This window comes from Streptomyces sp. NPDC047974 (assembly GCF_040653375.1).
Lineage (GTDB): Bacteria > Actinomycetota > Actinomycetes > Streptomycetales > Streptomycetaceae > Streptomyces.
The window spans coordinates 169,926-196,629 of record NZ_JBEZNU010000003.1; the positions used below are offsets into that span (position 1 = coordinate 169,926).

General features: G+C 73.6%; 23 protein-coding genes. 14 read left to right on the forward strand and 9 right to left on the reverse strand.

Translation table 11 applies throughout. The features are described 5' to 3' along the window. The first annotated feature begins 30 nt into the window (after nt 1–30). From AB0E19_RS06520 to AB0E19_RS06535, 4 genes are all read left to right on the forward strand, one after another. A complete protein-coding gene (locus AB0E19_RS06520; protein ID WP_189945140.1) occupies nt 31–396 on the forward strand; it encodes an Rv2175c family DNA-binding protein in 366 nt (121 codons plus the stop codon). 178 nt (nt 397–574) lie between these two features. Beyond that, the gene (gene thiE, locus AB0E19_RS06525) at nt 575–1,228 is read left to right on the forward strand and encodes a thiamine phosphate synthase (protein WP_362174251.1); all 654 of its coding nucleotides are present in this window, start codon (nt 575–577) and stop codon (nt 1,226–1,228) included. Nucleotides 1,229–1,358: 130 nt separating this feature from the next. Beyond that, on the forward strand, nt 1,359–2,273 hold the full coding sequence (gene metF / locus AB0E19_RS06530; RefSeq protein WP_362174254.1) for a methylenetetrahydrofolate reductase [NAD(P)H]: 915 nt from the start codon (nt 1,359–1,361) through the stop codon (nt 2,271–2,273). A gap of 54 nt (nt 2,274–2,327) precedes the next feature. Continuing rightward, on the forward strand, nt 2,328–3,143 hold the full coding sequence (locus AB0E19_RS06535; RefSeq protein ID WP_362174257.1) for a hypothetical protein: 816 nt from the start codon (nt 2,328–2,330) through the stop codon (nt 3,141–3,143). Nucleotides 3,144–3,165: 22 nt separating this feature from the next. Here the strand turns inward: AB0E19_RS06535 and AB0E19_RS06540 are convergent, their stop codons facing one another. The 5 genes from AB0E19_RS06540 to AB0E19_RS06560 all read right to left on the reverse strand — a co-directional run bounded on the left by AB0E19_RS06540 (nt 3,166) and on the right by AB0E19_RS06560 (nt 9,377). Continuing rightward, entirely contained in the window at nt 3,166–4,599 is a 1,434-nt protein-coding gene (locus AB0E19_RS06540; RefSeq protein ID WP_362174260.1) for an NAD(P)/FAD-dependent oxidoreductase, read from the reverse strand. A gap of 10 nt (nt 4,600–4,609) precedes the next feature. Next, nucleotides 4,610–5,248, reverse strand: a complete 639-nt coding sequence (locus AB0E19_RS06545) for a DUF4126 domain-containing protein (RefSeq protein WP_362174263.1) — start codon at nt 5,246–5,248, stop codon at nt 4,610–4,612. A 475-nt stretch (nt 5,249–5,723) separates the two neighbouring features. Beyond that, nucleotides 5,724–6,335, reverse strand: a complete 612-nt coding sequence (locus AB0E19_RS06550; RefSeq protein WP_362174266.1) for a TetR/AcrR family transcriptional regulator — start codon at nt 6,333–6,335, stop codon at nt 5,724–5,726. Between the two features lie 29 nt (nt 6,336–6,364). Then, nucleotides 6,365–8,509, reverse strand: coding sequence for a YhgE/Pip domain-containing protein (locus AB0E19_RS06555; protein WP_362174269.1), 2,145 nt, complete (start codon nt 8,507–8,509; stop codon nt 6,365–6,367). Further along, nucleotides 8,481–9,377 carry an ATP-binding cassette domain-containing protein gene (locus tag AB0E19_RS06560; RefSeq protein WP_362174272.1) on the reverse strand — a complete coding sequence of 299 codons (897 nt, stop codon included), beginning with the start codon at nt 9,375–9,377 and terminating at the stop codon, nt 8,481–8,483. The genes AB0E19_RS06555 and AB0E19_RS06560 overlap by 29 nt, the downstream gene beginning before the upstream one ends. Nucleotides 9,378–9,540: 163 nt before the next feature. Between AB0E19_RS06560 and AB0E19_RS06565 the strand changes: the two genes are divergently transcribed. The 3 genes from AB0E19_RS06565 (at nt 9,541) to AB0E19_RS06575 (ending at nt 11,547) form a co-directional block, all read left to right on the forward strand. Beyond that, complete coding sequence (locus AB0E19_RS06565; RefSeq protein WP_362174276.1) at nt 9,541–10,014, forward strand: SAV_6107 family HEPN domain-containing protein; 474 nt, start codon at nt 9,541–9,543, stop codon at nt 10,012–10,014. Nucleotides 10,015–10,080: 66 nt separating this feature from the next. Next, entirely contained in the window at nt 10,081–10,869 is a 789-nt protein-coding gene (locus tag AB0E19_RS06570; RefSeq protein WP_362174278.1) for a methyltransferase, read from the forward strand. A 273-nt stretch (nt 10,870–11,142) separates the two neighbouring features. After that, a complete protein-coding gene (locus tag AB0E19_RS06575; protein WP_362174280.1) occupies nt 11,143–11,547 on the forward strand; it encodes a DUF3040 domain-containing protein in 405 nt (134 codons plus the stop codon). A 178-nt stretch (nt 11,548–11,725) separates the two neighbouring features. Here AB0E19_RS06575 and AB0E19_RS06580 read toward each other — a convergent pair whose 3' ends face one another. The 4 genes from AB0E19_RS06580 to AB0E19_RS06595 form a co-directional block, all read right to left on the reverse strand. Beyond that, nucleotides 11,726–14,080, reverse strand: a complete 2,355-nt coding sequence (locus AB0E19_RS06580; RefSeq protein WP_362174283.1) for a DUF3488 and transglutaminase-like domain-containing protein — start codon at nt 14,078–14,080, stop codon at nt 11,726–11,728. Further along, on the reverse strand, nt 14,077–15,459 hold the full coding sequence (locus tag AB0E19_RS06585; protein WP_362174286.1) for a DUF58 domain-containing protein: 1,383 nt from the start codon (nt 15,457–15,459) through the stop codon (nt 14,077–14,079). The genes AB0E19_RS06580 and AB0E19_RS06585 overlap by 4 nt, the downstream gene beginning before the upstream one ends. After that, nucleotides 15,459–16,475, reverse strand: a complete 1,017-nt coding sequence (locus AB0E19_RS06590) for a MoxR family ATPase (RefSeq protein ID WP_362174289.1) — start codon at nt 16,473–16,475, stop codon at nt 15,459–15,461. Before AB0E19_RS06590 ends, AB0E19_RS06585 begins: the two co-directional genes overlap by 1 nt. Before the next feature lie 146 nt (nt 16,476–16,621). Then, nucleotides 16,622–17,197, reverse strand: a complete 576-nt coding sequence (locus AB0E19_RS06595; protein WP_360600384.1) for a carbonic anhydrase — start codon at nt 17,195–17,197, stop codon at nt 16,622–16,624. A gap of 319 nt (nt 17,198–17,516) precedes the next feature. Here AB0E19_RS06595 and rsmH point away from each other — a divergent pair, with 319 nt between their 5' ends. From rsmH to murD, 7 genes are read left to right on the forward strand one after another with little or no spacing between them, the layout of a single operon-like run. Continuing rightward, nucleotides 17,517–18,473: a 16S rRNA (cytosine(1402)-N(4))-methyltransferase RsmH gene (gene rsmH / locus AB0E19_RS06600; RefSeq protein ID WP_362174292.1), complete on the forward strand. Its 957-nt coding sequence runs from the start codon at nt 17,517–17,519 to the stop codon at nt 18,471–18,473. 50 nt (nt 18,474–18,523) lie between these two features. After that, a complete protein-coding gene (locus tag AB0E19_RS06605; RefSeq protein WP_362174896.1) occupies nt 18,524–19,036 on the forward strand; it encodes a cell division protein FtsL in 513 nt (170 codons plus the stop codon). A 7-nt stretch (nt 19,037–19,043) separates the two neighbouring features. Beyond that, nucleotides 19,044–21,047 carry a penicillin-binding protein 2 gene (locus AB0E19_RS06610; RefSeq protein ID WP_362174296.1) on the forward strand — a complete coding sequence of 668 codons (2,004 nt, stop codon included), beginning with the start codon at nt 19,044–19,046 and terminating at the stop codon, nt 21,045–21,047. 18 nt (nt 21,048–21,065) lie between these two features. Further along, on the forward strand, nt 21,066–22,736 hold the full coding sequence (locus tag AB0E19_RS06615; protein ID WP_362174299.1) for a UDP-N-acetylmuramoyl-L-alanyl-D-glutamate--2,6-diaminopimelate ligase: 1,671 nt from the start codon (nt 21,066–21,068) through the stop codon (nt 22,734–22,736). A gap of 4 nt (nt 22,737–22,740) precedes the next feature. After that, entirely contained in the window at nt 22,741–24,165 is a 1,425-nt protein-coding gene (gene murF / locus AB0E19_RS06620) for a UDP-N-acetylmuramoyl-tripeptide--D-alanyl-D-alanine ligase (RefSeq protein WP_362174302.1), read from the forward strand. Then, nucleotides 24,162–25,232: a phospho-N-acetylmuramoyl-pentapeptide-transferase gene (gene mraY / locus AB0E19_RS06625; protein ID WP_362174305.1), complete on the forward strand. Its 1,071-nt coding sequence runs from the start codon at nt 24,162–24,164 to the stop codon at nt 25,230–25,232. The genes murF and mraY overlap by 4 nt, the downstream gene beginning before the upstream one ends. After that, nucleotides 25,214–26,653, forward strand: coding sequence for a UDP-N-acetylmuramoyl-L-alanine--D-glutamate ligase (gene murD, locus AB0E19_RS06630; RefSeq protein ID WP_362174308.1), 1,440 nt, complete (start codon nt 25,214–25,216; stop codon nt 26,651–26,653). The genes mraY and murD overlap by 19 nt, the downstream gene beginning before the upstream one ends. The last annotated feature ends 51 nt before the right edge of the window (nt 26,654–26,704 follow it).

A 26,704-nucleotide genomic window follows, 5' to 3' on the forward strand; every position in this document is an offset into this window, starting at 1 on the left:
ACTGTCGGTCCCGGATGGCAGGCTTGTCCCGTGACCGAGATTGACGCAAACATCGATGCTCTCGTCCCCGCCTGGCTCTACCTCCCCGACATCGCGGAGATGCTCGACGTCGAGGTGACGCGGGTGCGGCAGCTGGTGAAGGAGGGCCAGCTGATCGCCGTGCGCCGCGGGGAGAACAACGCGCTCCAGGTGCCCGCCGCCTTCATCCAGGGCGACAAGGTCGTCAAGGGCCTCGCCGGCACCCTGACGCTCCTGAGGGACGACGGCTTCTCCGACGAGGAGATGCTGGAGTGGCTCTTCACCGAGGACCCGAGCCTGCCCGGCACGCCCGCGCAGGCCCTCGGCGAGAATCGCGGTACGGAGGTGAAGCGCCGCGCCCAGGCGCTCGCCGTCTGACCCACCGAAGCCCGAGGCGCCCGAGTCCGTGACTCCGGAGCCCGGGGACCCGGCGTCGGGACGCCGGGTCCGAGACACCCCGGAGCCCGGGACACCGGCTTCCGGACACCGAACCACCACCGCCGGTGCCGCAGCCCCCGCGCCGCGGCACCGGCGCCACCCGACGGGGGGAACCACCATGCCCACACCTCGTGAGCAGCTCGCCGACGCCCGGCTCTACCTGTGCACCGACGCCCGGAAGCGCCAGGGCGACCTGCCCGCCTTCCTCGACGCCGTGCTCTCCTCCGGCGTCGACATCGTGCAGCTCCGCGACAAGGGCATGGAGGCCGGCGAGGAGCTGGAGCACCTCGCCGTCCTCGCCGAGGCCTGCCGCCGCCACGGCAAGCTCCTCGCCGTGAACGACCGGGCCGACGTCGCCCACGCCATCGGCGCCGACGTCCTCCACCTCGGCCAGGGCGACCTGCCCGTCCCCGCCGCCCGCGCCATCCTCGGCGACCGGGTGCTGATCGGCCGCTCCTGCCACGCCGAGTCCGAGGTCGCCGCGGCCGCCGCCGAACCCGGCGTCGACTACTTCTGCACCGGCCCCTGCTGGCCCACCCCCACCAAGCCCGGGCGGTACGCCCCCGGCCTCGACCTGGTGCGGTACGCGGCGGGCCTCGCCCAGGACCGCCCCTGGTTCGCCATCGGCGGCATCGACGAGACCAACCTCGACCAGGTCCTCGACGCCGGCGCCCGCCGCATCGTCGTGGTCCGCGCGCTCACCGAGGCCGACGACCCGGCCGCGGCCGCCGCCTCCCTCGCCAAGCGCGTCCGGGAGCGGGCCGGCGCCTGACGCCGACGGTCCGCCCCGGCGGGATCCGCCCGGCGGGCCGCCGCGGCGGGCCTCGTACCGCTGTCCGAAAAGGTGTCCACTCCTCGGACGCGGATACCGCGGCTCGCCGACCCCCGTCTAACCTGCCCATATGGCCCTTGGAACCGCTTCCGTCCGTACGGACCGCGCCCGCACGGTCCGCGAGATCCTCTCCGCCGGGACGTCGTACTCCTTCGAGTTCTACGCGCCCCGGACGGCCAAGGGCGAGCAGGTCCTCTGGAACGCCATGCGCCGCGTCGAGGCCGTCGGCCCCAGCTTCGTCTCCGTGACCTACGGCGCCGGCGGCTCCACCCGCGGCGGCACCGTCAAGGCCACCCAGAAGATCGCCTCGGACACCACCCTCACCCCGGTCGCCCACCTCACCGCCGTCGACCACTCCGTCGCCGAGCTGCGCAACGTCCTCGGGCAGTACGCCGACGCCGGCATCCGCAACATGCTGGCGCTCCGCGGCGACCCGCCGGGCGACCCGCTGGGCGACTGGGTCGAGCACCCCGAGGGCGTGCGGTACGCCGCCGACCTGGTCCGGCTCATCAAGGAGTCCGGCGACTTCTGCGTCGGCGTCGCCGCCTTCCCCGAGATGCACCCCCGGTCCGCGGACTGGGACACCGACGTCCGCCACTTCGTCGACAAGTGCCGGGCCGGCGCCGACTACGCGGTCACCCAGATGTTCTTCGACCCCGAGAACTACCTGCGGCTGCGCGACAGCGTCGAGAAGGCCGGCTGCGAGACCCCGATCATCCCCGAGGTCATGCCCGTCGTGAACGTGAAGACGCTCGACCGGCTGCCCCAGCTCAGCAACGCCGCCTTCCCCCCGGATGTGAAAGAACGCATCCTCGCGGTCAAGGACGACCCCGCCGCTGTACGCTCCATCGGTATCGAGTTCGCGACGGAGTTCTGCGCGCGCCTGCTGGCCGAGGGTGTCCCCGGACTGCACTTCATCACGCTCAACAGCTCCACCGCGACGCTCGAGATCTACGAGAATCTCGGACTGCACCAGCAGTCCTGACCGGTCGTACCCGCCCCGACCCGCGGCGGAGGCCGTAGAGAGGGGCGGCGGGGCATGGGGTGGACGGTCCTCTACATCGCGTTCGGCCTGGTGGCGCTCTGGCTGCTCGGCGAGGTGCTCCTCCAGTACAAGGCACGGCTGCGCTGGCGGATCCTCGCCTTCTGCGGCTTCCTCGGCGTGGTCGCCGGCGTGCTGCTGCCCTCCGTGGCGGTCATCATCGCCGGCGCGGTCGCCTTCGCCGTCGGCCAGACCTTCGTGACCCTCTCCTTCCGCCGCGGCTTCTCCACCGGCTGGGCGATCGGCGGCACCCCCGGCGCCAGCCGCCGCCGCAAGGCGGGCCCGGCCCCCGAGGCCGGCCCCACCCTGGAGGTCTCCGGCCTCTCCTACGACGACTCCGCCGCGGCCCACACCCCCGGCCCCGACGCCGAGGGACAGCCCGCCGGCGACGCCCCCGCCTACGTCCACGAACCGCAGCCCCTGCCCGAGGACACCGGCCAGTACGGCGTCTACGACCCGCAGCCGTCCGGCTACGAGCAGCAGCCCGGCTACGACACCACCGGCTACGCCTACGACACCTACGCCGCAGGCTACGAGCAGCAGCAGCCCGCCTACGACTACGGCACCGCCGGCGCCCCGCAGCAGTACGCCGCCTACTCCGACCCGTACATCGGCCCCGGCACCGACGGCCAGCAGTACACCCAGTACTACGGCGACCCCTACGCCCCCTCGTACGCGTACGACACGCCGCCCGGCGGCGTCTGGGTCCCGCAGCAGCGCGACACGGACCAGCCGCCGCAGGCCTATGCGCCGGGGCAGTACGGCTACGAGCAGCAGCAGCCGCAGGACGAGCAGTCCCCGTACCGCTACTGAGCCGACGGGGAGGGGCCGCGGCTCACTGCGAGCCGCGGAACTCCGCGCCCTCCACGATCAGACCGGCCACCAGCGCGCCCGACATGCCCGCGTGGGCGAGCCCGCCGCCCGGATGCGACCAGCCGCCCGCGAAGTACAGACCGGGCACGGGGGAGACGTTGGCGGCGGGCAGCCACCGGCCCCGGGCGTCCGCCAGCGCCGGACCCGGCACCTCGGCCGTCCCCGTCGCCTCCCGTACGTCCTCCGGGGTGCGGACCTCCTGCCAGAGCAGCCGCTCCGCCAGGCCCGGCACGGCACGCCCCGCGGCCTCCACCAGCCGCCCCGCGAGCTCCGACCAATCCTGTCCGCGCGCCAGGTCCACGCGCGCCGAGACCGTCACCGACTCGTGGTCCGCGTCGGGCCGCAGCGCCGGGTCGTCCGGCCGCAGCACGGTCGCCGTCGGCCGGCTCCCGTCCCCGTGGACGACCGTCCGGTGGGCGGCGCCCTCCTCGCGGCCGCCGCGCAGCGCCAGCAGGACCGTCAGCCGGCCCGTGCCGTGCCCCTGGAAGGCGGGCCACTCGTCGGCACGCTCCCAGGGCACCACCTGCTCGCGGTAGAGCGCGGGCACCGGCGCGCCCGCGACCACGTGGTCCGCCGCCACGGTCTCGCCCGACTCCAGCCGGACCCCGGCCGCCCGGCCGCCCTCGGTCACCACCTCGTCCACGCGCGCGTCGAAGACGAACTCCACCCGCCGCTCCCGGCAGCGCTCGTACACCGCCTCCGCGAGCGCCCGGATCCCGCCCGCCACGTACCAGCTGCCGAAGCTCTGCTCCATGTACGGCAGGACGGCGGCGGACGCCGGGGCGTCGGCCGCCGGGAAGCCGTACGCCTCCGCGTACGAGTCCAGGAGCGCGATCAGCCGGGGATCGCGCAGCTCCCGCTCGCCGACCTGGGCCAGCGTCCGCGTCGGACGGCGCAGCAGCCCCGCCTTCGGCGCCGGGTACGGCTCCCGGGCGAGCGCCTTCGGGTCGGCGGGCCGCGGCTCCTCCAGGAGCGGGCGACGGGTCCGGTCCCACGCCTCACGGGCCCGCACCAGGAAGTCCCCCCAGCGCTCGCCCGCGCCCGCGCCGAGCGCCGCGTCCAGGGCGGCGACCGTGCCGGCCCGCGAGGCGTTCGGCAGGTCCACGCGCGTGCCGTCGGCGAAGACGTGCCGGGCGGCCGGATCGACCTGGCTCAGCCCGACGCACTCCTCCAGCGGCCGCTTCCCCGTCTTCACGAACAGGTCGCGGTAGACCGCCGGCAGGTGCAGCAGCCCGGGGCCGGTGTCGAAGGCGAAGCCCTCGCGCTCGAAACGGCCCACCGCCCCGCCGTACGTCGACGTCCGCTCGTACACCGTCACCGTGTGTCCGGCGACCGCGAGCCTGGCCGCCGCCGCCATGGCGCCGAGACCCGCGCCGATCACCACAATCCGTCCCATGTCAGGGACCCTATCGGCCCCCGCCGACAGACCGGTCCGCAGGTGGACCGCCCTCCGCCGCCGCCGGCCTGCGCTCCTCGCGGCGCTGCGCCCGGCGGCGCAGGAACCGCCGGATCCGGGACGCCAGGAAGACCAGCAGCCAGATGCCGAGCGCCAGCAGCACGGCGGCGATCACCGCCGCCGCCACCGGATGGAATATGGCGAACGTGATGACACCGGCGACCGCGAGATCCTCGCCCGTGCTGATCGCGATGTTGGAGAACGGCTCCGGCGAGGTGTTCACCGCCATCCGCGTCCCGGCCTTGACCAGATGGCTCATCAGCGCCGTCGACCCGCCGATCGCCCCCGCCGCCAGCTCCGGCAGCGAACCGCTCTCGCCGGCCAGCAGCGCGGCCACCACGGCACCCGCGACCGGCCGGATCACCGTGTGGACCGAGTCCCACACGTTGTCCACGTACGGCACCTTGTCCGCGACCGCCTCGATGAGGAAGAGCACGCCGGCCGCGATCAGGACGTCCGTGCGCTGGAGCGCCTCGGGCACCTCGTCGGTGAGCCCGGTCGCACCGAAGACACCGAGGAGCAGGACCACCGCGTAGGCGTTGATCCCGCTCGCCCAGCCGCTCGTGAAGACCAGGGGGAGTACGGACACGCTCGTGATCGTAACGAGGCCGCGCCCGTCCGTCACGGGCGTCGACTGAGTATCCGTACCTAGGCGCCGAGATGAGTACGCGCGCGGATGGGGCGGAACCCGCCGGGAGGAGAGAGTGGAGCCCACGGAAGGGGCGCGGCTCCCGAACCGCCGACACGGGGCGGCGGAGCGGGGCCGCGCGCCTGCCGGCACGGGGGACGTGCACGGGGGTGTACGAAAGGAAGCGCCGGTCCGGCGTGGCTCGGGGGGATCGAGCCTCGCGGGGACCGGCGCTTTCGTTGCGTGGATCCCATTTCTGGGATCCGAGTTTCTGGATCGCATCGCCCGGATATTGGATCCGGGATCCAACATCCGGGATCCAACATCCGGGTTTCAGCATCCGGGTTTCAGCATCCTGGATCCGGTATCCAATGTCCCGGATTTCGGATCCAACCTCCTGGGTCCTGGATATCGGATCCAGGATCCAGGACCCGAATCAGCAGCCTCCGCCCACGCGCCCGTGCAGCAGCAGGGACAGCGCCGCGTGGACGTCGTCCAGGGAGCGCTCGCTCTGGAAGGCCTTCCAGTCCAGGGCGGCGACGAGGACCATGCCGACCAGGGCCGCCGCCGTGAGCTGGACGTCGATCTCGTCGCTGAGTTCGCCCGCCTCGACGCCCTCGCGCAGGACGCCCTCGACGACGGCGACGGCCTCCTGGCGGACCACCAGGAGCGTGGAGTTCCAGGCGCGGTTGGTGCGCCAGAGCTCGGCCACGTACAGCTGGGTGAAGGCGGGGTAGCGGTCGATGAAGACGAGGCCGGCGCGGATCATCGCGTCCAGCGCGGCGACCCGGCTGCCGCCGCCCGCCGCCGTCTCCTCGGCCGCCGTCCGCAGGGAGGCGGTGAGGAGGGAGACGCCGTGGCGCAGCAGCTCCTCGAAGAGCTCGGTCTTGCTCTTGAAGTTGTAGTAGACCGTGCCCTTGGCCACCCCGGCCCGCTCGGCGATCTCGTCGACCGTCGTGGCGGAGAAGCCCTGCTCGGCGATGAGGGTGACGGCCGCCTCGTAGAGCTTGGCGCGGGTGGCCTGGCGGCGGGTGCTGCTGCTGTCCATGGGGTCGATTCTCACAGAGGCCGGCCCGGTCACAGCGACAGCTCGGGGTGGAGCCGGTCCAGTGTCCACACCTGCTTGCGGCGCGCGGTGACCGCGGTCAGGGCGAGCGCGCCCAGGGTGAAGGCGGCGAGGACGGCGACCGCCTCCCAGACCGGGGCGAGGCCGCCGCCGGAGATGAGCCGGCGCAGCGCCTCGACCACGTGGGTCATCGGCAGGAAGGGGTGGACGGCGTTGAAGAAGCCCGGGCTGGTCTGCACCGGGTAGGTGCCGCCCGCCGAGGTCAGCTGGACCATGAGGAGGGCCAGGACCAGGATCCTTCCGGCCGCGCCGAAGCGGGCGTTGAGCCACTGGATGATCGCGGCGAAGCAGCAGGTCACGAGGGCGAGGAAGCCGACCGTGCCGGCCGCCCTGGCCATCTCCAGGCCGAGGCCCCAGTGCAGGACGGAGAGCAGCGCGCCGACCTGGAGGACGCCGATCGCCGCCACCGGGAACCAGCCGGCCAGCGCGATCCGCCAGGCGGAGGCGCCCGCGGCGAGGGCCCGCCGGTTCATCGGCTGGATGATCATGTACGCGACCATCGCGCCGACCCAGAGGGAGAGCGGGATGAAGTACGGGGCGAAGCCCGTGCCGTAGTTCGGCGCCTTGTGGAGCGACTGGGCGGCCAGCTGCACCGGGTCGGCCATGACCTCCGTACGCCGGTCGCGCTCCTCCTTGTCGTAGTCCGGGATCTGGTCGACGCCGTCCTTGAGGCCGGTGGCGAGCGAGCCGGAGCCGTCGGCGAGCTTGAACAGGCCGCCGTCGAGGTCGCCGGCGCCCTTCTTGAGCTTGCCGACGCCGGTGTCCAGGCTGACCGAGCCCGCGCGGGCGCCGGTGACGCCGGTGTGCAGCTGCGCGGCGCCGTCGGCGACCTTCTTCGCGCCCCTGTTGAGCTCGTTGATCTTGCGGATGGCGCCCTCGACGTCCTCGTCCAGGTGCGGGGCGCGGGCGGCCAGCTCGTCGGCCTGCTTCTTCAGCTTCTTCAGCCGCTCGTCGAGCGTCTTCAGGTCGCCGTCGCTGCCCTTGGCCAGCCGGTGCACGTCGTCCGCGACGGTCGCGACGTCCCCGGCGTTGGTCGACGCCTCCTTCAGGGCGGCGCAGAACTCCTTGTTGTCGGGGAGGGCGAACCCCTCGGGCAGGGTCACGCCCTCGGGCAGCTCGATCGGCGGGGTGGTGCCGGGCTTCGCGCAGGACTCGCGGTGCAGCCGGGAGAGCGTGTCGTCGGCCTTGTGGGCGGCGGTGCGCAGCAGCGGGGCGCGGCGGACCAGGTCCTCCAGGTCGTTGCGGGCCGCGGTGGCCGAGTCGGAGACCAGCTTGGCGGTGTCGCGGATGGAGGTGCCGTTGTTCGCGAGGTACGGGCGGACCTTGTCGGCGGTGCCGTTCACCTTGTCGGCGAGCGCCTGGGTGCCGTCCGCGACCTTCCGCGTACCGGTCTGGACGTCCTTGGATCCCTTGTCCAGTTTCTTCAGGCCGGCGGCGAGGTCGCTGCTGCCGGTCTTGGCGTCGGTGAGGCCGTCGGTGAGGTCCTTGGATCCCTTCTTGGCCTTGTCCACGCCCTTCTTCAGGTCGGCGGCGCCCTTGGCGGCCTCGGCGGTGGCCTCGTGGATGTCGGAGAAGGAGATGAAGATCTTGTCGAGGAAGGTCCGCGAGGACTTGGTGGAGGCGGCGGTGCGCACCTCGGAGAAGACCGTCCGCGAGATCTGGCCGACGATGTAGTTGTTGGAGTCGTTCGTCCGGACCTTCAGGGCGCCGGTCTCGGGGGAGTCCCCGGAGCTCGACGCGATCCGCTCGCTGAAGTCGCCGGGCACGGTCAGGGACAGGTAGTACCGGCCGTCCTCGACGCCCTCGCGCGCCTCGGCGTCGCTGACCTGGTGCCACTCGAAGGTCCTGCTGTCGAGCAGCCCCTCGGTGATGTCCTCGCCGGCGGTGATCCGCTTGCCGTCGGCGGTGGCGCCGCGGTCCTCGTTGACCAGGGCGACGGGCAGCCGGTCGAGCCTGCTGTACGGGTCCCAGAACGAGTACAGGTACAGGGCGCCGTACAGCAGCGGCAGCAGCAGGACCGCGACGAGTGCGGCGCGCGGCAGCTTCCCCCTGCCGAAGCGCCTCAGCTCAAGCGCGGCCAGTTTCGGCGAGCGCATCGTCCGCCCCCTCCTCGGTGGTGTCGTCGTCTTCGGCGGTGTCCTCGGCGCTGTCCTCGGCGGACTTCCCGACGGTGTCCTCGGTGTCCTCGGCGGCCTCGGTGTCGTCCCCGGCCGTGTTCTTCGCGTCCGGGTCCGCCGCCGCGGGCGCCGTGACCGTGGTGATCCGCAGGACGTCGGCCGGGGCCTCGCTGCAGACGGCGAGGACGGTGGTGCCGGCGTCGGCCACCGCGCGCAGCAGCGCCCAGGCCTCGGCCCGGTCGGCGTCCGACAGCTTCAGGTCCGTGTCGTCCACGCCGAGCAGCCGGGGCCGGCCGATCAGGGCCAGCGCGATGGACAGCCGCAGCGCCTCCAGGCGCTCCAGGTCCCGTACGGAGGTCCTGTCGCCCTTCGGCAGGGCGGCGAGGTCGAGCCCGGCGGCCGCGACGGCCTCGTCGATCCGGGCCCGGGTCTCGGCGGCCCGGGTGCCCGGGCGGCGGAGAAGGGCGCGGACCGAGCCGTCGAACCGGTGCTGGAGCAGCGCCCGCTCGCGCAGGTGCTCGGCGACGGTCAGGGACGGATCGAGCTCGCTCACGCCGGGGACCTGGCCGAGCGCGGCGATCCGGCGCACGGCGGCCATCCGGCGCGGCAGCGGCAGCCCGCCGATCTCGGCGGTGCCCTCCTTGGTCCTCATCCGGCCCGTGAGCGCGAGCAGCAGACAGGTGCGGCCGGTGCCGGACGGGCCTTCGAGCGCCACCAGGGACCCGGCCCCGGCGTGGAAGGACACGTCCCGGAAGGCCCAGCCGCGGGGGCCCTTGAGCCCGAGCCCCTCGACGACGAGGCCGGCCCCCTCCGGAGACGGTCGTGTGGTCAGGTCGTCGGATCCCATGGATCCACCCCCCGCTTCCCACTTTTGAACTGACTGGTCAGTCCAAAAGTTACCCGTGAGTTGCTCTACTGGCAAAACCCCAGGTCAGAGTGATTGTCAGTGGGTGCCTGCACGATGGACACAGACGGCGACAAGGCCGTCACCCGACGACAGGAGGCTCGTCATGGTCAGCCCTTTCGCAGCAGCCGACGTCCACCCCGTGTCCCGCAGGACCGGAGCCCCGCCCGCCGCCCTCGACCTGCTCGCCAAGGCCCGCGCCGGGATCGACGAGGCCGCGGCCCTCGACCGCCCCCACGAGAGGTACGCCACCGCGCACCTCGCCGCCCTGCGCGCCGCGGCCGCCGTCCTCGCCGCCCGTGCCCGCCCCGTGCCCCGCACCCGCCGGCGCCAGGCCATAAGGAGCGCCTGGGAGCTGCTGCCGCAGCTCGCCCCCGAGCTCACCGAATGGAGCGCCCTCTTCGCCGCGGGCGCCCCGCGCCGCGCCCTCGCCGAGGCGGGCGTCGCCGCCGCCGCGAGCGCGCGCGAGGCCGACGACCTCGTCAGGGACGCCGCCCACTTCCTGCGCCTGGTCGAGCGGCTGCTCGTGCTCCAGCCGGTGCTGCCCCGGCAGCCCCCGGCGGACGACGCCGCCGGTTGATCCGCACGGCATCGCCGAGGCCATAGGGTGGGGAGGTCCGACCCCGTCACCGAGGAGTCAAGAGCCGTGCCGGACCCTTCCGCTGTCTTCGGCCGTGAGGCGTCGTCGCGCCCGTCGCGCGCCTCCCTGCGCACCGCCGTCGTCTGGGACGTCCTCAAGGACGCCCTCGACCGCCGGGTCGCCGGCACCGGGCGGGCCGTCCTGGACGTCCTGGACACCGGTGGCGGCTCCGGTAACTTCGCGGTGCCGGTCGCCCGCCTGGGCCACCGCGTCACCGTCGTCGACCCCAGCCCCAACGCGCTCTTCGCGCTGGAGCGCCGCGCCGCCGAGGCCGGGGTCGCCGAGCTGGTGACCGGCGTCCAGGGCGACGTCCGCGGGCTCTTCGACGTGGTCGAGCGCGACGCCTACGACGCGGTGCTCTGCCACGGCGTCCTGGAGTACGTGGACGACCCGGCCGAGGGCGTGCGGAACACGGTGGCGGCGCTCCGTTCCGGCGGGGCGCTCAGCGTCCTCGGCGCCGGGCTCGGCGGCGCGGTCCTCGCCCGCGCGCTCGCCGGGCACTTCACCGAGGCCCGGACCGCGCTCGGCGACCCCGACGGGCGCTGGGGCGCCGGCGACCCCGTGCCCCGGCGGTTCACCGCCGAGCAGCTGACCGGCCTCGCCGAGGAGGCCGGGCTCTCCGTGAGCGCCGTCCACGGCGTACGGATCTTCGCGGACCTGGTCCCCGGCGTCCTCGTCGACACCGAGCCCGGTGCCGCCGAGGCGCTGCTGAAGCTGGAGGCCGCGGCGGCCGAACTGGCCGCTTTCCACGCCGTCGCCACCCAGCTCCACGTGCTCGCCGAGAAGCCCGCCTGATCGGGTGGAACCCAGGGGCCCCGCCACCCGTTCGGAGGTGTGGGCCCCGCTCGGCGACAGGCCGCCCCATATGCGGCTTCGCGCCGTATGATCGAGGGAAACCATCCGGCATGACGGGCGGGCGGCTGGGGAATCAACGCCTCACCAACCGAACCGCGTGGCGGCCCGGATGGGCTGATCGGCATTGAGGGCGGGTTTCACGGGGGCGATTCCCTGCCTATCCTGAAAGGGCCGCAACCGGTCGCCCCCGCGACCGACGACTAGGAGGACTCCGTGCCGCTCTCGGAGCACGAGCAGCGAATGCTCGAGCAGATGGAGCGAGCGCTGTACGCCGAAGACCCCAAGTTCGCGACAGCGCTCGAGGGAAGCGGGCTGCGCACGTACACCCGGCGACGGGTGTATCAGGCAGTCGTCGGCTTCCTGGTGGGTATCGCGCTCCTCATGGCCGGACTGGTCTTCTACGAGGACGGCCTGATCTGGATCAGCGTGGTGGGATTCCTCGTCATGCTGGGCTGCGCGGTTCTGGCGGTCACCGGATGGCGCAAGGCGCCGAAGCCGGGTGAGCAGGCGCAGCAGACGGGTCGGGGCCGACAGGCCCAGGCGCGACGCTCGATGATGGACCGGATCGAGGCGCGGTGGCAGCGACGCCGCGACGAGCAGCAGGGCGGCGGCCACTGACGCGCCCCTGAGCGGAGACCCCGCACCCCCGAACCCGCGCCCCGCCGGCCCCGAGCCTCGGCGGGGCGCAGTGTTTTCCACCCGCCGGGGCGGTGCCCACGCCGCGTTCCTCCGTCCACGGGGACGACGGCTGCGCCGGAGGGAGGGCACCGCCCTTGCGGGCGGCGCCCTCGGGCCGTCACAGGTTGCCGCGGAGCCCCGGGGTCCGGGACTTGAGGGTGGTCCACTTCGTGGAGGCGGACCAGTGGAGGCGGACGGCCGAGCGGGGGGCCAGGAGAGCTCGGAGGCGTACCCCGCGGGTGGCGTTCGCGTGGAAGGCGGTGCGGACGCGGGTCGCGTCCTCGGCCAGGCCCGCCACCGGGCGGGGAGACGGGGCGTAGAGGGTCTCCTCGACCGCTCCGGCCACGCGGTGGACCGACTCCGCCGCCGCACCCGTCAGCTCACCCGCCCGGACGATCCGCTCCGCCGTCCGCCGCGGCGTCTGCGCGTCGTCCGGTTCGAGCCCGTAGTCCCAGGCCGTGTCGCCGATCTCCCGCCACACCGTCAGCGGTCCCCCCGAGGGGCCGAGCCGGCGGGCCCGTACCCGCGTCCGCCAGAAGAGCGGGGTGAGCGGGAGGGCGAGGACGAGCAGGACCGCCAGGGTCCAGGCGGTGGCCTTCAGGAGGTCCGTGCCGCCGCCGGAGGAAGCGTCGTCCGCCGCCGTCGCGGGCTGACCGCACTCGCCGAGGCGCCGCATCTCCGGCGGGCAGCTCTCCGAGGCGCTCGGCGCCGCCGAGGGCTGGGCCGAGGCCGCCTCCGAGGGCTGCGCCGGACCGGTCGGGCCGGTGGTGGGCGAGGTCTGCCGGGTGTACGCGGGGGTGAAGCCGCGGGACGGCGTCGGCTCGAAGCGGGTCCAGCCGGCGCCCTCGAAGTACAGCTCGGGCCAGGCGTGGGCGTCCCGGATGCCGACCGAGACCGAACCGTCGGACTGGTTGGTGCCGGGCATGAAGCCGACCGCGACGCGCGCCGGGATGCCCAGCGTGCGGGCCATCGCCGCCATCGAGAAGGAGAAGTGGATACAGAATCCCTTCTTGTCCTTCAGGAAGCGGGAGATCGCCTCCGTGCCCGTCCCGGACGTCACGTCGACGTCGTACCGGAAACCGCCGTCCTCCGAGAACCAGTCCTGGAGCCGGACCGCCCGCTCGTAGTCGTTGGCCGCGTCCTTGGTGACCTCCAGGGCCGTCGACTTCACGTCGGCGGGCAGGCTGCCCGGCACCTTGGTGTACTCGCGGAGCAGCGCGTCCGGCGCCGGGCCCGCCTCGGCGAGCTGCTCGGCCGTGGGCTGCACGTCGAGGCTGGTCACCTGGTAGCGGACGCCCTTGGTGGTCTGCTTGTCGTCGCCGACGAGCATCCGGCCGGCCGGCTCGAACCGCCAGCGCCCCTCGATGTCGACCCGGGCGGCCGGGAACGGCATCGGCAGCCACTTCTGGTCGTACCCCTCCGAGGCGACGAAGTTGCTGGTCACCTCGGCGGTGCGGACGGACTGCGCGAGGCCGTCCGGCCACGGCAGCGACTTCGGCACGGCCTCGATCGGGCGGACCGAGGACTTCCACGACGTGCCGTCGAACTGGTCGAGGGCGACGAGCCGCAGATAGAGATCGCTGTTGTCCAGGGCGTTGGTGCGGTAGCGCAGGACCTCGAAGTCCTCCGGCTGCCGCAGGTTGTCCTGGAGCGAGACGAGCGGGTTGACCGCGGCGATGGTGCCGCCGCCCCCGCCGCCCCCGCCCGCGGCCCCTCCGCCGCCCCCGGTGCCCAGGAGCCCGCCGGAGAAGCCCGGCAGGACGAGCGGCACGACCAGGGCGGTGCCCATGGCGACGGCACCGATCCGGCGGCCGGTGCGCACCGGCGCGAAGGACGACCCGGTGCCGACGAGCGTGCCGGACCGGCCGCTGCGCTGGGCGCCGCCGAAGACCCGGCCCCAGGCCGAGAGCCGGTCACGGCCCTCGGCGAGGAGCAGCAGCAGGTAGCCGGCGGCGGCGAGCACGAACCAGAGCCGGCCCGCGCCGCCCCCGGAGAGCCCGGCGGCCACCGAGTACAGCGCGAGCAGCGGCAGACCTGCCGGGGCGGCGCGTCGGAAGGTGACCGCGAGGACGTCCACGAGCAGCCCGATCGCCAGCACGCCGACGACCAGCATCAGCCGGATGCCCTCGGTGTCCGGGGCGGGGATCGCGTAGGTGCCGACGTCCTCGGCGCCGAGCCGGAACAGCTCGGCCACGTGCTGGACCGCGAGCGGCCCGGGCAGGAAGCCGAGGAGCGCCTGCTCGCGGGCGAAGACCACGGTCAGCGCGAGCACGCCGACGAGCAGCTGGGCGCCGACCGTCAGCGGCCGGGCCAGGGGCACCCGGCGGCCCAGCATGCCGGTGCCGCTCTGCAGGGCGAGCAGGAAGGCGGCGGTGAAGATCCAGGTGGCCGGCTTGACCAGCGGCAGCAGCGCGCCGGCGGCCATCAGGGAGGCCGCCCAGGCGGCCAGTGTCAGGCGGGTGAGCCCGCTCATGCCCATCCTCCGTAGCTGTCTGCGGCGGCGGTGTCCCGCAGCGCCCCGGCGGCCTGCTGCCAGAGGTCGGCCATCCGGCCCCCCGGCGGCACGGAGACCACGGTCCAGCCGGCCTCGCGCAGTTGCCGGATCCGGGCCTCGACGGCCCCGGTCACGGCGCCGGCGGTGAGCCAGGAGCCGGAGTCCAGGACGAAGGCGACGGCCGCGCCGGCGCGGGCCTGCATCCGTCCGGCCAGCGCGGCCTGCTCCTCGTCGAGGTCGCCGAGGAAGGCGACGAGCAGTCCGTCGCCGCCGGCGCGCAGCACGTCGGAGGCGCGGGAGAGCCCGGCGCCGTCGGAGTGGTCGACGATCGCGAGGGTGTCCATCAGGAGCCCGGCCGTCTCCGCGGAGTCGCCGGTGGAGGTGCCGGCGTACCCGCCGTCGGAGCCCTCGCCGGGGACGGCGGTGCCGGTGTCGGTGAGCAGCCGGACCGCGTAGCCCCGCTCCAGCATGTGGGTGAGGACGGAGGCGGCGCCGGAGACGGCCCACTCGAAGGCGGAGTCGGGGCCCGAGCCCTGGTAGCCGGCCCGGCGGGTGTCGAGGAGGACGGTGCAGTGGGAGCGCTGGGGCTGCTCCTCGCGGCGGACCATCAGCTCGCCGTACCGGGCGGTGGAGCGCCAGTGGACCCGGCGCAGGTCGTCGCCGATCCGGTACGCGCGCGGGATGACGTCGTCGTCGCCGGCGAGGGCGAGCGTGCGCTGCCGGCCCTCCCCGTATCCGGAGGCCTCGCCGCCCAGCCGGACGGCGGGCAGCGGGGTGGTGCGCGGGACGACGGTCAGGGTGTCGTACGCGTGGAAGGAGCGGGTCAGCTCGCACATGCCGAAGGGGTCGCTCAGCCGGAGCTGCAGCGGGCCGAGCGGGAACCGGCCGCGCAGGTCGGAGCGGACCCGGTAGGAGACCTCGCGCCTGCCGCCGGCCTCGACCCGGTCGAGGACGAAGCGGGGGCGGGGGCCGAGCATGTACGGCACGTGGTCCTGGAGCATCAGCAGCCCGGTGGGGAGCTTGGAGATGTTCTCCATGCGGAGCTGGACCCGGGCCTCGGTGCCCGCCTCCACCCGCTGCGGGGTGAGCCGGCGCGAGGTGGCGACCCGATAGCGGGTGCGGTGCAGCACGAAGGCGCAGATCAGCGGCAGGCTGGCGAGCAGCAGGCCGACCCGGAGCAGGTCGGCCTGGCCGAGCACGTAGGCGCAGACGGCGGCGGCCGCCCCGGCGGCCAGGAAGGACCGGCCGCGGGTGGTGAGCCCGCCGAGGGCGGCCCGCAGGCCGCCCCGGCCGTCCTCGGCCCGGGGGCCCGAGCGGTCGTCGGCCCGCTGCCCCTGGGGTGCGGCGGGAGTCGCCATCACAGCTGCCGGCCCCCGGGCTGCCGGCCGTAGAGCGGGCCGGCGGGCGGGGCCGCGGACGGGACGGGGGTCCGCTGGAGGATGTCGAGGACGACCTGCTCGGCGTTGCGGCGGTTGAGCTGGGCCTGCGCCGTGGGCAGCAGCCGGTGCGCGAGGACCGGCACGGCGAGCGCCTGGAGGTCGTCGGGCAGCACGTACTCGCGGCCGGCGAGGGCGGCGGAGGCCCTGGCCGCCCGCAGCAGGTGGAGCGTGGCGCGCGGGGAGGCGCCGAGCCGCAGGTCGGGGTGGTTGCGGGTGGCGGCGACGACGTCGACGGCGTACCGCTGCACGGCGTCGGCGACGTGCACCGTGCGGACCGCCTCGATCAGCTTGAGGATCTCGTGGGCGTGGGCGACCGGCTGGAGGTCGTCCAGCGGGTTGACCGCGCCGTGCACGTCGAGCATCTGGAACTCGGCCTCGGCGCTCGGGTACCCGATGGAGACCCGGGCCATGAAGCGGTCGCGCTGGGCCTCGGGCAGCGGGTAGGTGCCCTCCATCTCGACCGGGTTCTGGGTGGCCACGACCATGAACGGGCTGGGCAGTTCGTAGGTGTGCCCGTCGATGGTGACCTGGCGCTCCTCCATGGACTCCAGGAGCGCGGACTGCGTCTTGGGCGAGGCGCGGTTGATCTCGTCGCCGATGACGATCTGGGCGAAGATCGCGCCCGGCTTGAACTCGAACTCCCGGCGCTGCTGGTCGAAGATCGACACGCCGGTCACGTCCGACGGCAGCAGGTCGGGCGTGAACTGGATGCGGCGCACCGAGCAGTCGATGGACCGCGCGAGCGTCTTGGCGAGCATGGTCTTGCCGACGCCGGGCACGTCCTCGATGAGGAGGTGCCCCTCGGCGAGCAGCACCGTCAGCGCGAGACGTACGACCTCGGGCTTGCCCTCGATCACGCTCTCCACCGACCCGCGGACCCGCTCCGCGGTGGTGGTCAAGTCTGTGAGGCTCGCTCGGTCGTCATAGGTCGTCACCCCGGCCCTCCTCGGCCTTGCAGGAACACGGACACCTGCCCCCGCCGGGATGGACGGGGGGTGTCACCCGGGCATTCTTGTGGGGATGGCCGGGCCGTGTCACTCGCCTGTGGACAACCGTGGGCGGAATGCCGGGGTTTGTCGTCTTACGCGGCGGCGGAAGATGTGCTCGGGCCGGTGCCGGAACCATTCTCCACAGGATGGATCTCGCGCAGCAAGCCCGTCGTCACGTCGAAGACGAAGCCCCGGACGTCGTCCGTGTGCGGCAGGAACGGCGAGGTCCTGACCCGCTGCATCGACTGCCGCACGTCCTGGTCCACGTCCCGGAAGGCCTCGACCGCCCAGGCCGGCCGCTGGCCCACCTCGTCCTCCAGCTCGTGCCGGAAGTCCTCGGTGAGCGACTCCAGGCCGCAGCCGGTGTGGTGCACCAGCATCACCGCGCGGGTGCCGAGCGCCCGCTGGCTGATCGTGAGGGAGCGGATCACGTCGTCGGTGACGACCCCGCCCGCGTTGCGGATGGTGTGGCAGTCGCCGAGTTCGAGACCGAGTGCGGCGTGCAGGTCGAGCCGGGCGTCCATGCAGGCCACGACGGCGACGCGGAGCACCGGCCGCGCGTCCATGCCCGGGTCGGTGAAGTCGGCGGCGTACCGCGCGTTCGCCTCGACGAGCCGCTCGGTGACCGAGTCGCCGGCGCCGGGGGAGGGGTGTGCGGAGGTCGTCATGGCTCGACCGTAGTGGGCACCGTCCTCGCGGGCCCGCTGTGAGAAGAGGACAAAGAGCGCCAATGAACTCGCGTGTGAGCTAACCCACAGCGACCGTCGCGTGCCGCCGATCGAGTGAACCGTCCGGAATGTCCGCCACCGCGTCCGGCGCCGCGCGGCGCGCCAGCCGGTTGATTGACCGGCCCCCTCCGTGGACTAGAGTGGCGCGGAGTTCCTGGAGACAATCGAGCGATTTGAAGCGGTTTCTCCCCCGTGTGCGCGGCGGCACCCACGGCTCGGCCTCCCTTCCCGCTCGCCGTGCCCGTTCTGAGAGGGTGCGTTGAGCAACGACCGACACGTCCCGGTGATGCTCCAGCGGTGCCTGGACATGTTGGCCCCTGCCCTCCAGAGCCCGGGAGCGGTCGTCGTCGACTGCACCCTGGGCCTCGGCGGACACAGCGAGGCCCTGCTGCGCGCCTTCCCCGAGGCCCGCCTCGTCGCCCTCGACCGCGACAAGGAGGCCCTGCGCCTCTCCGGCGAGCGGCTCGCCCCCTACGGGGACCGCGCCACCCTCGTCCACGCGGTCTACGACGAACTGCCCGAGGTCCTCGACCGGCTCGGCATCGACAAGGTCGACGGCGTCCTCTTCGACCTCGGCGTCTCCTCCATGCAGCTGGACGAGGCCGACCGCGGCTTCGCCTACGCGCAGGACGCCCCGCTCGACATGCGCATGGACCAGACGACCGGCATGAGCGCCGCCGAGGTCCTCAACACCTACCCGGCCGGCGAACTCGTCCGCATCCTGCGCGCCTACGGCGAGGAGAAGCAGGCCAAGCGGATCGTCTCCGCCATCGTCCGCGAGCGCGAGAAGGAACCCTTCGACAACAGCGCCCGGCTCGTCGAGCTCATCCGCGACGCCCTCCCGCAGGCCGCCAAGCGCACCGGAGGCAACCCCGCCAAGCGCACCTTCCAGGCCCTGCGCATCGAGGTCAACGGCGAGCTCAGCGTCCTGGAGCGGGCCGTCCCCGCCGCCGTGAAGGCCCTCGCCGTCGGCGGCCGGGTCGCCGTCCTCTCGTACCACTCCCTGGAGGACCGGCTGGTCAAGCAGGTCTTCGCGGCGGGCGCGGCCACCACCGCCCCGCCCGGCCTCCCGGTCGTCCCCGAGCAGTACCAGCCCCGCCTCAAGCTCCTCACCCGCGGCGCCGAACTCCCCACCGAGGAGGAGGTGGCCGAGAACCGCCGGGCCGCCCCCGCCCGCCTCCGGGGCGTCGAGCGCATCCGGGAGGACGTGCTGTGAGCGCGGCCAGGGGGCCGCTCAAAGGACGGGCCGCGCGCCTCGGACGGCTGATGCCGTCCGGGCCCAGCACGGCCGCCCGCACCCCCTTCGTCCTGCTCGTCGTCCTCCTCCTCGGCGGCGGCCTCATCACCCTGCTGCTGCTCAACTCCGCCCTCAACCAGGGCTCCTTCCAGCTGCGCGAGCTCAAGGACCGCACCACCGAGCTCACCGACGAGGAGCAGGCGCTCCAGCGCGACGTCGACGCCGACGCCGCCCCCGACGCCCTGGAGCGCCGCGCCCGCGAGCTCGGCATGGTTCCCGGCGGCAGCCCCGCCTTCCTCGGCCCCGACGGCAAGGTCCTCGGCGAGCCCACCGTCGCCGCCTCCCCGAAGCCGTCCCCCAAGCCCTCGTCGAAGCCCTCGTCGAAGCCCGCCCGCACGCCGGCCGGCGCCCCGGACCGCACCGGCGACCCGGCCCCGTCCGGTACGGCGCGGACCCCCGCCCCCGGCACGAGCACCGCCCCCCGCTCCACGGCCCCGGCGCCGAAGACCACCGCGCCCACTCCCACGACCTCCGGCAGGTGACCGAGCAGTGCCCTCCCAGGAGCCCCCGCGCCGCCGCGTCCCCGGCCCCGCCCGCCCGGCGGCGCGCCCCCGGCCCGCCTCCGCGGGATCCGGCGTCCGGAGCGGCGCCCGCACCCCCCGGCCCGCCGCCCGCCCCGCCGGGCGCCGCCCGGCACCGCCCCGCCCGCCGGCCCGCAAGCCCCGCACCATCAAGCTCGGCAGCCCCCGGCCCCGGCTGCGCCTGATCTCCCTGGGCCTCACCCTCGTCATGCTGGTCTTCGTGGTGCGGCTGCTCCAGGTCCAGGCCGTCGACGCCAGCGCGTACGCGGCCAAGGCCGACAAGTACCGCTACCAGGAGTACACGCTCTCCGCCGAGCGCGGCGAGATCACCGACCGCAACGGCATCGCCCTCGCCAGCAGCGTCGACGCCTACGACATCACCGCCGACCCGAAGCTCTTCACCCCCGAGGAGTCCAAGGTCCGCGACGCGCCCGAGCAGGCCGCCGCGCTCCTCGCCCCGATCCTCGGCAAGGAACCGGCCGAGCTGGCCAAGAAGCTCCGCACCCCCAAGTCCCGCTACACCCTGCTCGCCCGCAAGCAGACCCCGCAGGTCTGGAACCAGATCAAGGACCTCAGGAAGGTCTACGCGCAGAAGGCCCAGGCCCCCGGCGGCACCGGTGTCAACCTGCTCGGCGGCGTCCTCAGCGAGCCCAGCACCAAGCGGGTCTACCCCAACGGGGACCTCGGCGCCGGGATACTGGGCTTCGTCAACGCGGAGGGCCGCGGCGCCGGCGGCGTCGAGTCCCTGCTCGACCCCGAACTCGCGGGCAAGGACGGGAAGATCCGCTTCACCGCCTCCGGCGGCCGGCAGGTCCCCACCGCCGGCTCCCAGGGCACCCCCGCCGTCCCCGGCTCCGACGTCGAACTGACCATCGACCGGGACATCCAGTGGGCCGCCCAGCAGGCCATCGGCGAGCAGGTCCGCAAGTCGAAGGCCGACCGCGGTTACGTCATCGTCCAGGACACCCGCACCGGCGAGGTCCTCGCCATGGCCAACGCCCCCGGCTTCGACCCCAACGACCTCTCCGCCGCCAATGCCGCCGCCATGGGCAACGCGGCCCTCCAGGACGCCTACGAGCCCGGCTCCACCAGCAAGGTCATGTCCATGGCCGCCGTCCTGGAGGAGGGCAAGGCCGCCGCCGACACCCACGTCACCGTCCCCAACCGGCTCCACCGCGGCGACCGGCTCTTCAAGGACGACATCGACCACCCGACCTGGTACCTGACGCTCAACGGCGTCCTCGCCAAGTCCAGCAACATCGGCACCATCCTCGCCACCGGCCAGCTCGGCAAGGACCAGGCCGAGTCCAACCGGATCCTCGACGGCTACCTCCGCCGCTTCGGCATCGGCAGCCCCACCGGCCTCGGCTTCCCCGGCGAGACCCCCGGCATCCTCGCCAAGCCCGAGGACTGGTCCACCTCGCAGCAGTACACGATCCCCTTCGGCCAGGGCCTCTCCGTCAACGCCCTCCAGGCCGCCTCCGTCTACTCGACGATCGCCAACGGAGGCGTACGGATCGAACCCACCCTGGTCCGCGGCACCAAGGGCCCCGACGGGCGCTTCACCCCCGCCGGGAAGCCCGCCGAGAACCGCGTGGTCAGCGAGCAGACCGCCAAGACCCTCGCCCAGATGCTGGAATCCGTCGTCGACGACCGCGAGGGCACCGGCACCAAGGCCGCCATCCCCGGCTACCGCGTCGCCGGAAAGACCGGCACCGCCAACCGCGTCGACCCCGAACTCGGCCGCTACAAGGGCTACACCGCCTCCTTCGCCGGCTTCGCCCCCGCGGACCAGCCCCGGGTCACCGTCTACTGCGCCATCCAGAACCCCACCAAGGGCAGCTACTTCGGCGGCCAGATCTGCGGCCCCATCTACAAGAAGGTCATGGAGTTCGCGCTCAAGACCCTCCACGTGGCCCCCACCGGCAGCGCGCCCCCGCGTCTGCCGGTCACCTTCGAACCCACCCCGTGACCCCCGGGAGCACCACCAGTGACGACGATCACCCCCCATTCCGGGAACCGGAAATCGAACTCCGGCGACGCCCGCGGCTCGTTTGGTCCCCCGCAGGGTGCGCCCGGTACGCTCACCGCCGTGCCACACGCTGATCAGTCCCGAACCGCCCCGCCCCGCCCGGAGCGGGCCCGCCCGACACCCCTGGGCGAGCTCGCGGCACGGCTGGGCACCGAGCTCCCCGACGCCGCACAGGACGTCCCGGTCTCGGGCATCACCCACGACTCCCGGGCGGTGCGCCCCGGGGACGTGTACGCGGCCCTGCCCGGTGCCCGCGCGCACGGCGCCGACTTCGTCGCCCAGGCCGCCGGCCTCGGCGCCGCCGCGGTCCTCACCGACCCGACCGGAGCCGACCGCGCCGCCGCCACCGGCCTGCCCGTCCTCGTCGTCGGGGACCCGCGCGGCCGGATGGGCGAACTCGCCGCCGAGATCTACGGCCGCCCCGGCGAGGGCCTCCTCCGGATCGGCATCACCGGCACCTCCGGCAAGACCACCACCGCCTACCTCGTCGAGGGCGGGCTGCGCGGCGCCGGGAAGCACACCGGACTCGTCGGCACCGTCGAGATGCGGATCGGCGACGAGCGCATCAAGTCGGAGCGCACCACCCCCGAGGCCACCGACCTCCAGGCCCTCTTCGCCGTCATGCGCGAGCGGGGCGTCGAGGCCGTCGCCATGGAGGTCTCCAGCCACGCCCTCGTGCTCGGCCGGGTCGACGGCTGCGTCTTCGACGTCGCCGTCTTCAACAACCTCAGCCCGGAGCACATGGAGTTCCACTCCGACATGGAGGACTACTTCCGGGCGAAGGCGACCCTCTTCACCCCGGAGCGCAGCCGGGTCGGCGTCGTGAACGCCGACGACGAGTACGGCCGCCGGCTCGCCAAGGAGGCGACCGTCCCGGTCGTCACCTTCTCCGCCGAGGGCAGCGCCGACGCCGACTGGCGCGCCGAGGACGTCGTCCTGGGCGCCGCCGACTCCACCTTCACGGCCGTCGGCCCCGAGGGCGAGCGGATCCCCGCCACCGCCCCGCTGCCCGGCCCCTTCAACGTCGCCAACACCCTCGCCGCCATCGCGACCCTCGCGACCGCCGGGCTCGACCCGCGGACCGCCGCCGATGGCGTCGCCGCCGTCCCCGGCGTCCCCGGCCGCCTGGAGCGCGTCGACGCCGGCCAGCCGTACCTCGCCGTCGTCGACTACGCGCACAAGACCGACGCCGTCGAATCGGTGCTGCGCTCGCTCCGCGAGGTCACCGAGGGCCGGCTGCACGTGGTCATCGGCTGCGGCGGCGACCGGGACACCACCAAGCGCGGCCCGATGGGCGCCGCCGCCGCCCGGCTCGCCGACACCGCCGTACTGACCTCCGACAACCCCCGCTCCGAGGACCCGCTCGCGATCCTCACCGCGATGCTCGCGGGCGCCGCAGAGGTGCCCGCCGCCGAGCGCGGCGCCGTCCTGGTCGAACCCGACCGGGCCGCCGCCATCGCCGCCGCCGTCGCCCGCGCCCGGCCGGGCGACACCGTCCTGGTCGCGGGCAAGGGCCACGAACAGGGCCAGGAGATCGCCGGGCAGGTCCGTCCCTTCGACGACCGCCAGGTCCTCCGCGCCGCGATCGAAGCGGCGAACGAACACCGTCACCAGAACAGTCAGGGATGAAGCAGTGATCGCCCTCTCCCTCGCCGAGATCGCCGAAATCGTCGGCGGGCAGGCGCACGACATACCGGATCCGGGCGCCCGGATCACCGGGCCCGTCGTCATCGACTCCCGTGAGGTGAAGCCCGGCAGCCTCTTCGCCGCCTTCGCCGGCGAGCGCGTCGACGGCCACGACTACGCGGAGCGCGCCGTCGCGGCGGGCGCGGCGGCGGTGCTCGCCGTCCGCCCCGTCGGCGTCCCCGCGATCGTCGTGGACGACGTGCAGGGCGCCCTCGGCGCCCTCGCCCGCGCGGTCGTCGAGCGGCTCGGCACCGATGTCGTCGCCCTCACCGGCTCCGCCGGGAAGACCTCCACCAAGGACCTGATCGCCCAGGTCCTCGACCGCCACGCGCCCACCGTCTGGACGCCCGGCTCCCTCAACAACGAGATCGGCCTGCCGCTCACCGCGCTGAAGGCCACCGGGGAGACCCGGCACCTCGTCCTGGAGATGGGTGCCCGCGGCATCGGCCACATCCGCTACCTGACCGGGCTCACCCCGCCCCGGATCGGGCTCGTCCTCAACGTGGGCACCGCCCACATCGGAGAGTTCGGCGGACGCGAGCAGATCGCCGTGGCCAAGGGCGAACTCGTCGAGTCCCTGCCGTCCGCCGAGGACGGCGGAGTGGCGGTCCTCAACGCCGACGACCCCCTCGTCCGCGCGATGGCGAGCCGCACCAAGGCCCGCGTGATCCTCTTCGGCGAAGCGGACGAAGCGGCCGTACGTGCCGAGAACGTCCGTCTCACAGAGACCGGACAGCCTTCTTTCACGCTCCACACACCCACCGGGTGCAGTGACGTGACCTTGCGCCTGTACGGTGAGCACCACGTGTCGAACGCGCTCGCAGCGGCCGCCGTCGCGCACGAGCTGGGCATGCCTGCCGAGGAGATCGCCACCGCGCTCTCCGAAGCCGGCTCCCTTTCGCGCTGGCGCATGGAGGTCACCGAGCGTCCGGACGGCGTGACGATCGTCAACGACGCCTACAACGCGAACCCCGAGTCCATGCGAGCCGCCCTGCGCGCGCTCGCGGCCATGGGCAGGGCCGGACAGGCCCGTGGGGCCCGCACGTGGGCGGTGCTCGGCAGGATGGCCGAGCTCGGTGACGCGTCGCTCGCCGAGCACGACGCGGTCGGACGGCTCGCCGTCCGGCTCAACGTCAGCAAGCTCGTCGCGGTCGGGGACAGGGAAGCGTCCTGGCTGCAACTGGGCGCCTATAACGAGGGTTCGTGGGGTGAGGAGTCGGTGCACGTGTCCGACGCGCAGGCGGCTGTCGACCTGTTGCGCAGGGAACTGCGCCCGGGGGACGTGGTCCTGGTGAAGGCCTCCCGGTCGGTCGGTCTCGAGCAGGTCGCGCTCGCGCTGCTCGACACTGAGGGCGAGGTATCCGGCCGATGAGGCAGATCCTCTTCGCGGGGGCCATCGGCCTCTTCCTGACCCTGATCGGCACCCCGCTGCTCATCAAGCTGCTGGCCCGCAAGGGATACGGGCAGTTCATCCGCGACGACGGCCCCCGCGGCCACGCCGGGAAGAAGGGCACGCCCACCATGGGCGGCATCTCCTTCATCCTGGCCACGCTCATCGCGTACGCCCTGGCCAAGGTCATCACCGGCGAGGACCCGACGTACTCCGGCGTCCTGGTGCTGTTCCTGATGGCCGGCATGGGCCTGGTCGGCTTCCTCGACGACTACATCAAGATCGTCAAGCAGCGTTCGCTGGGCCTGCGGGCCAAGGCGAAGATGGCCGGCCAGCTGATCGTCGGCATCGCCTTCGCCGTGCTCTCGCTCCAGTTCGCGGACATGCGCGGGCTCACCCCGGCCTCCGAGAAGCTCTCCTTCATCACGGACTTCGGCTGGTCCATCGGCCCGGTGCTCTTCGTGGTCTGGGCGCTCTTCATGATCCTGGCCATGTCCAACGGCGTGAACCTGACGGACGGTCTGGACGGCCTCGCCACCGGCGCCTCCGTGATGGTCTTCGGCGCCTACACCTTCATCGGGCTCTGGCAGTTCCAGGAGTCCTGCGCCAACGCGCTGACCCTGACGAACCCGAACGCCTGCTTCGAGGTCCGCGACCCGCTGGACCTCGCGGTCGTGGCCTCCGCGCTCATGGGCGCCTGTTTCGGCTTCCTGTGGTGGAACACCTCGCCCGCCAAGATCTTCATGGGCGACACCGGCTCCCTCGCGCTCGGCGGCGCGCTGGCCGGTCTCGCCATCTGCTCCCGCACGGAGCTGCTGCTCGCGCTGCTCGGCGGCCTGTTCGTGCTGATCACCCTCTCCGTGGTCATCCAGGTCGGCTCGTTCAAGATGACCGGCAAGCGCGTCTTCCGGATGGCCCCCCTCCAGCACCACTTCGAACTCAAGGGGTGGTCCGAGGTCCTGGTCGTCGTCCGGTTCTGGATCATCCAGGGCATGTGCGTCATCGTGGGCCTGGGCCTCTTCTACGCGGGATGGGCAGCCGACAAGTGAGCGAAGAGCTGGACTGGCAGGGCAAGCACGTCACGGTCGCGGGTCTCGGGGTGTCCGGCATCCCGGCCGCCCGGGCCCTGGCCGCCCGGGGCGCCGTGGTGACCGTCGTCAACGACGGCGACGACGAGCGCTCCCGGACACAGGCCGCCGCGCTGGAGGCGGAGGGGATCACCGTCCGCCTCGGCGACGGGGCGACCCTGCCGGCCGGCTCCGAGCTGGTCGTCACCACCCCCGGCTGGCAGCCGGACAAGCCGCTCTTCGCGGCCGCCGCCGAGGCGGGCGTGGAGATCTGGGGCGACGTCGAGCTGGCCTGGCGACTGCGGGGCCCGGACTCGGCCCCGTGGCTGGCGATCACCGGCACCAACGGCAAGACCACCACGACCCGGATGCTCGCCTCCATCCTGGAGGCGGCCGGGCTGCGGACCGCCGCCGTCGGCAACATCGGCGTCTCGCTCCTCGACGCCGTCCTCGGCGACGAGGAGTACGACGTGCTCGCCGTCGAGCTCTCCAGCTACCAGCTGCACTGGGCGCCCTCCGTGCGCGCCCACTCGGCCGCCGTGCTCAACCTGGCGCCCGACCACCTCGACTGGCACGGCTCGATGGAGGCGTACGCCGCCGACAAGGGCCGTATCTACGAGGGCAACCAGGTCGCCTGCGTGTACAACGTGGCCGACCCGGCCACCGAGGACCTGGTGCGCGAGGCCGACGTCGAGGAGGGCTGCCGGGCGATCGGCTTCACCCTCGGCACCCCCGGCCCCTCCCAGCTCGGCGTCGTCGAGGGCATCCTCGTCGACCGGGCCTTCGTCGAGAACCGGCAGAAGAACGCCCAGGAGCTGGCCGAGGTCGCCGACGTGCAGCCGCCGGCCCCGCACAACATCGCCAACGCGCTCGCCGCGGCCGCCCTCGCCCGCGCCTTCGGCGTCGACGCCAAGGCCGTACGGGACGGGCTGCGGGCCTTCCGGCCCGACCCGCACCGGATCGAACTGGTCGAGGAGATCGAGGGCGTGACGTACGTCGACGACTCCAAGGCCACCAACACCCACGCCGCCGAAGCCTCGTTGGCCGCCTACGACCCGATCGTCTGGATCGCCGGAGGCCTCGCCAAGGGCGCCACCTTCGACGAGCTCGTGCAGCGCTCGGCGAAGCGGCTGCGCGGGGCCGTGCTGATCGGCGCGGACCGCGCGCTGATCCGCGAAGCCCTGGCGCGACACGCCCCGGAGGTCCCGGTGGTGGACCTCGACCGGACCGACACTGGGGCGATGTCCGAGGCGGTCCGCGAGGCGGCCCGGCTCGCCCGCCCGGGGGACACCGTCCTCCTGGCCCCGGCCTGCGCCTCGATGGACATGTTCACCAACTACAACAAGCGGGGCGAGGCGTTCGCGGACGCGGTCCGCGCCCTCGCCGCCACCGGGGACGCCTGACCCGACCACTGCGAGGGTCCGGCCTACCGGGCCTGACCGGAGGGGGCAGCG

Coding starts and splice junctions, on each gene's coding strand:
- AB0E19_RS06560 (WP_362174272.1), bottom strand. CDS start 9,377: ATGGGATCCGACGACCTGACCACACGACCGTCTCCGGAGGGGGCCGGC.
- AB0E19_RS06585 (WP_362174286.1), bottom strand. CDS start 15,459: ATGGCGACTCCCGCCGCACCCCAGGGGCAGCGGGCCGACGACCGCTCG.
- AB0E19_RS06565 (WP_362174276.1), top strand. CDS start 9,541: ATGGTCAGCCCTTTCGCAGCAGCCGACGTCCACCCCGTGTCCCGCAGG.
- AB0E19_RS06595 (WP_360600384.1), bottom strand. CDS start 17,197: ATGACGACCTCCGCACACCCCTCCCCCGGCGCCGGCGACTCGGTCACC.
- AB0E19_RS06580 (WP_362174283.1), bottom strand. CDS start 14,080: ATGAGCGGGCTCACCCGCCTGACACTGGCCGCCTGGGCGGCCTCCCTG.
- AB0E19_RS06550 (WP_362174266.1), bottom strand. CDS start 6,335: ATGGACAGCAGCAGCACCCGCCGCCAGGCCACCCGCGCCAAGCTCTAC.
- metF (WP_362174254.1), top strand. CDS start 1,359: ATGGCCCTTGGAACCGCTTCCGTCCGTACGGACCGCGCCCGCACGGTC.
- thiE (WP_362174251.1), top strand. CDS start 575: ATGCCCACACCTCGTGAGCAGCTCGCCGACGCCCGGCTCTACCTGTGC.
- mraY (WP_362174305.1), top strand. CDS start 24,162: ATGAGGCAGATCCTCTTCGCGGGGGCCATCGGCCTCTTCCTGACCCTG.
- AB0E19_RS06605 (WP_362174896.1), top strand. CDS start 18,524: ATGCCGTCCGGGCCCAGCACGGCCGCCCGCACCCCCTTCGTCCTGCTC.
- AB0E19_RS06535 (WP_362174257.1), top strand. CDS start 2,328: ATGGGGTGGACGGTCCTCTACATCGCGTTCGGCCTGGTGGCGCTCTGG.
- AB0E19_RS06540 (WP_362174260.1), bottom strand. CDS start 4,599: ATGGGACGGATTGTGGTGATCGGCGCGGGTCTCGGCGCCATGGCGGCG.
- murD (WP_362174308.1), top strand. CDS start 25,214: ATGGGCAGCCGACAAGTGAGCGAAGAGCTGGACTGGCAGGGCAAGCAC.
- AB0E19_RS06555 (WP_362174269.1), bottom strand. CDS start 8,509: ATGCGCTCGCCGAAACTGGCCGCGCTTGAGCTGAGGCGCTTCGGCAGG.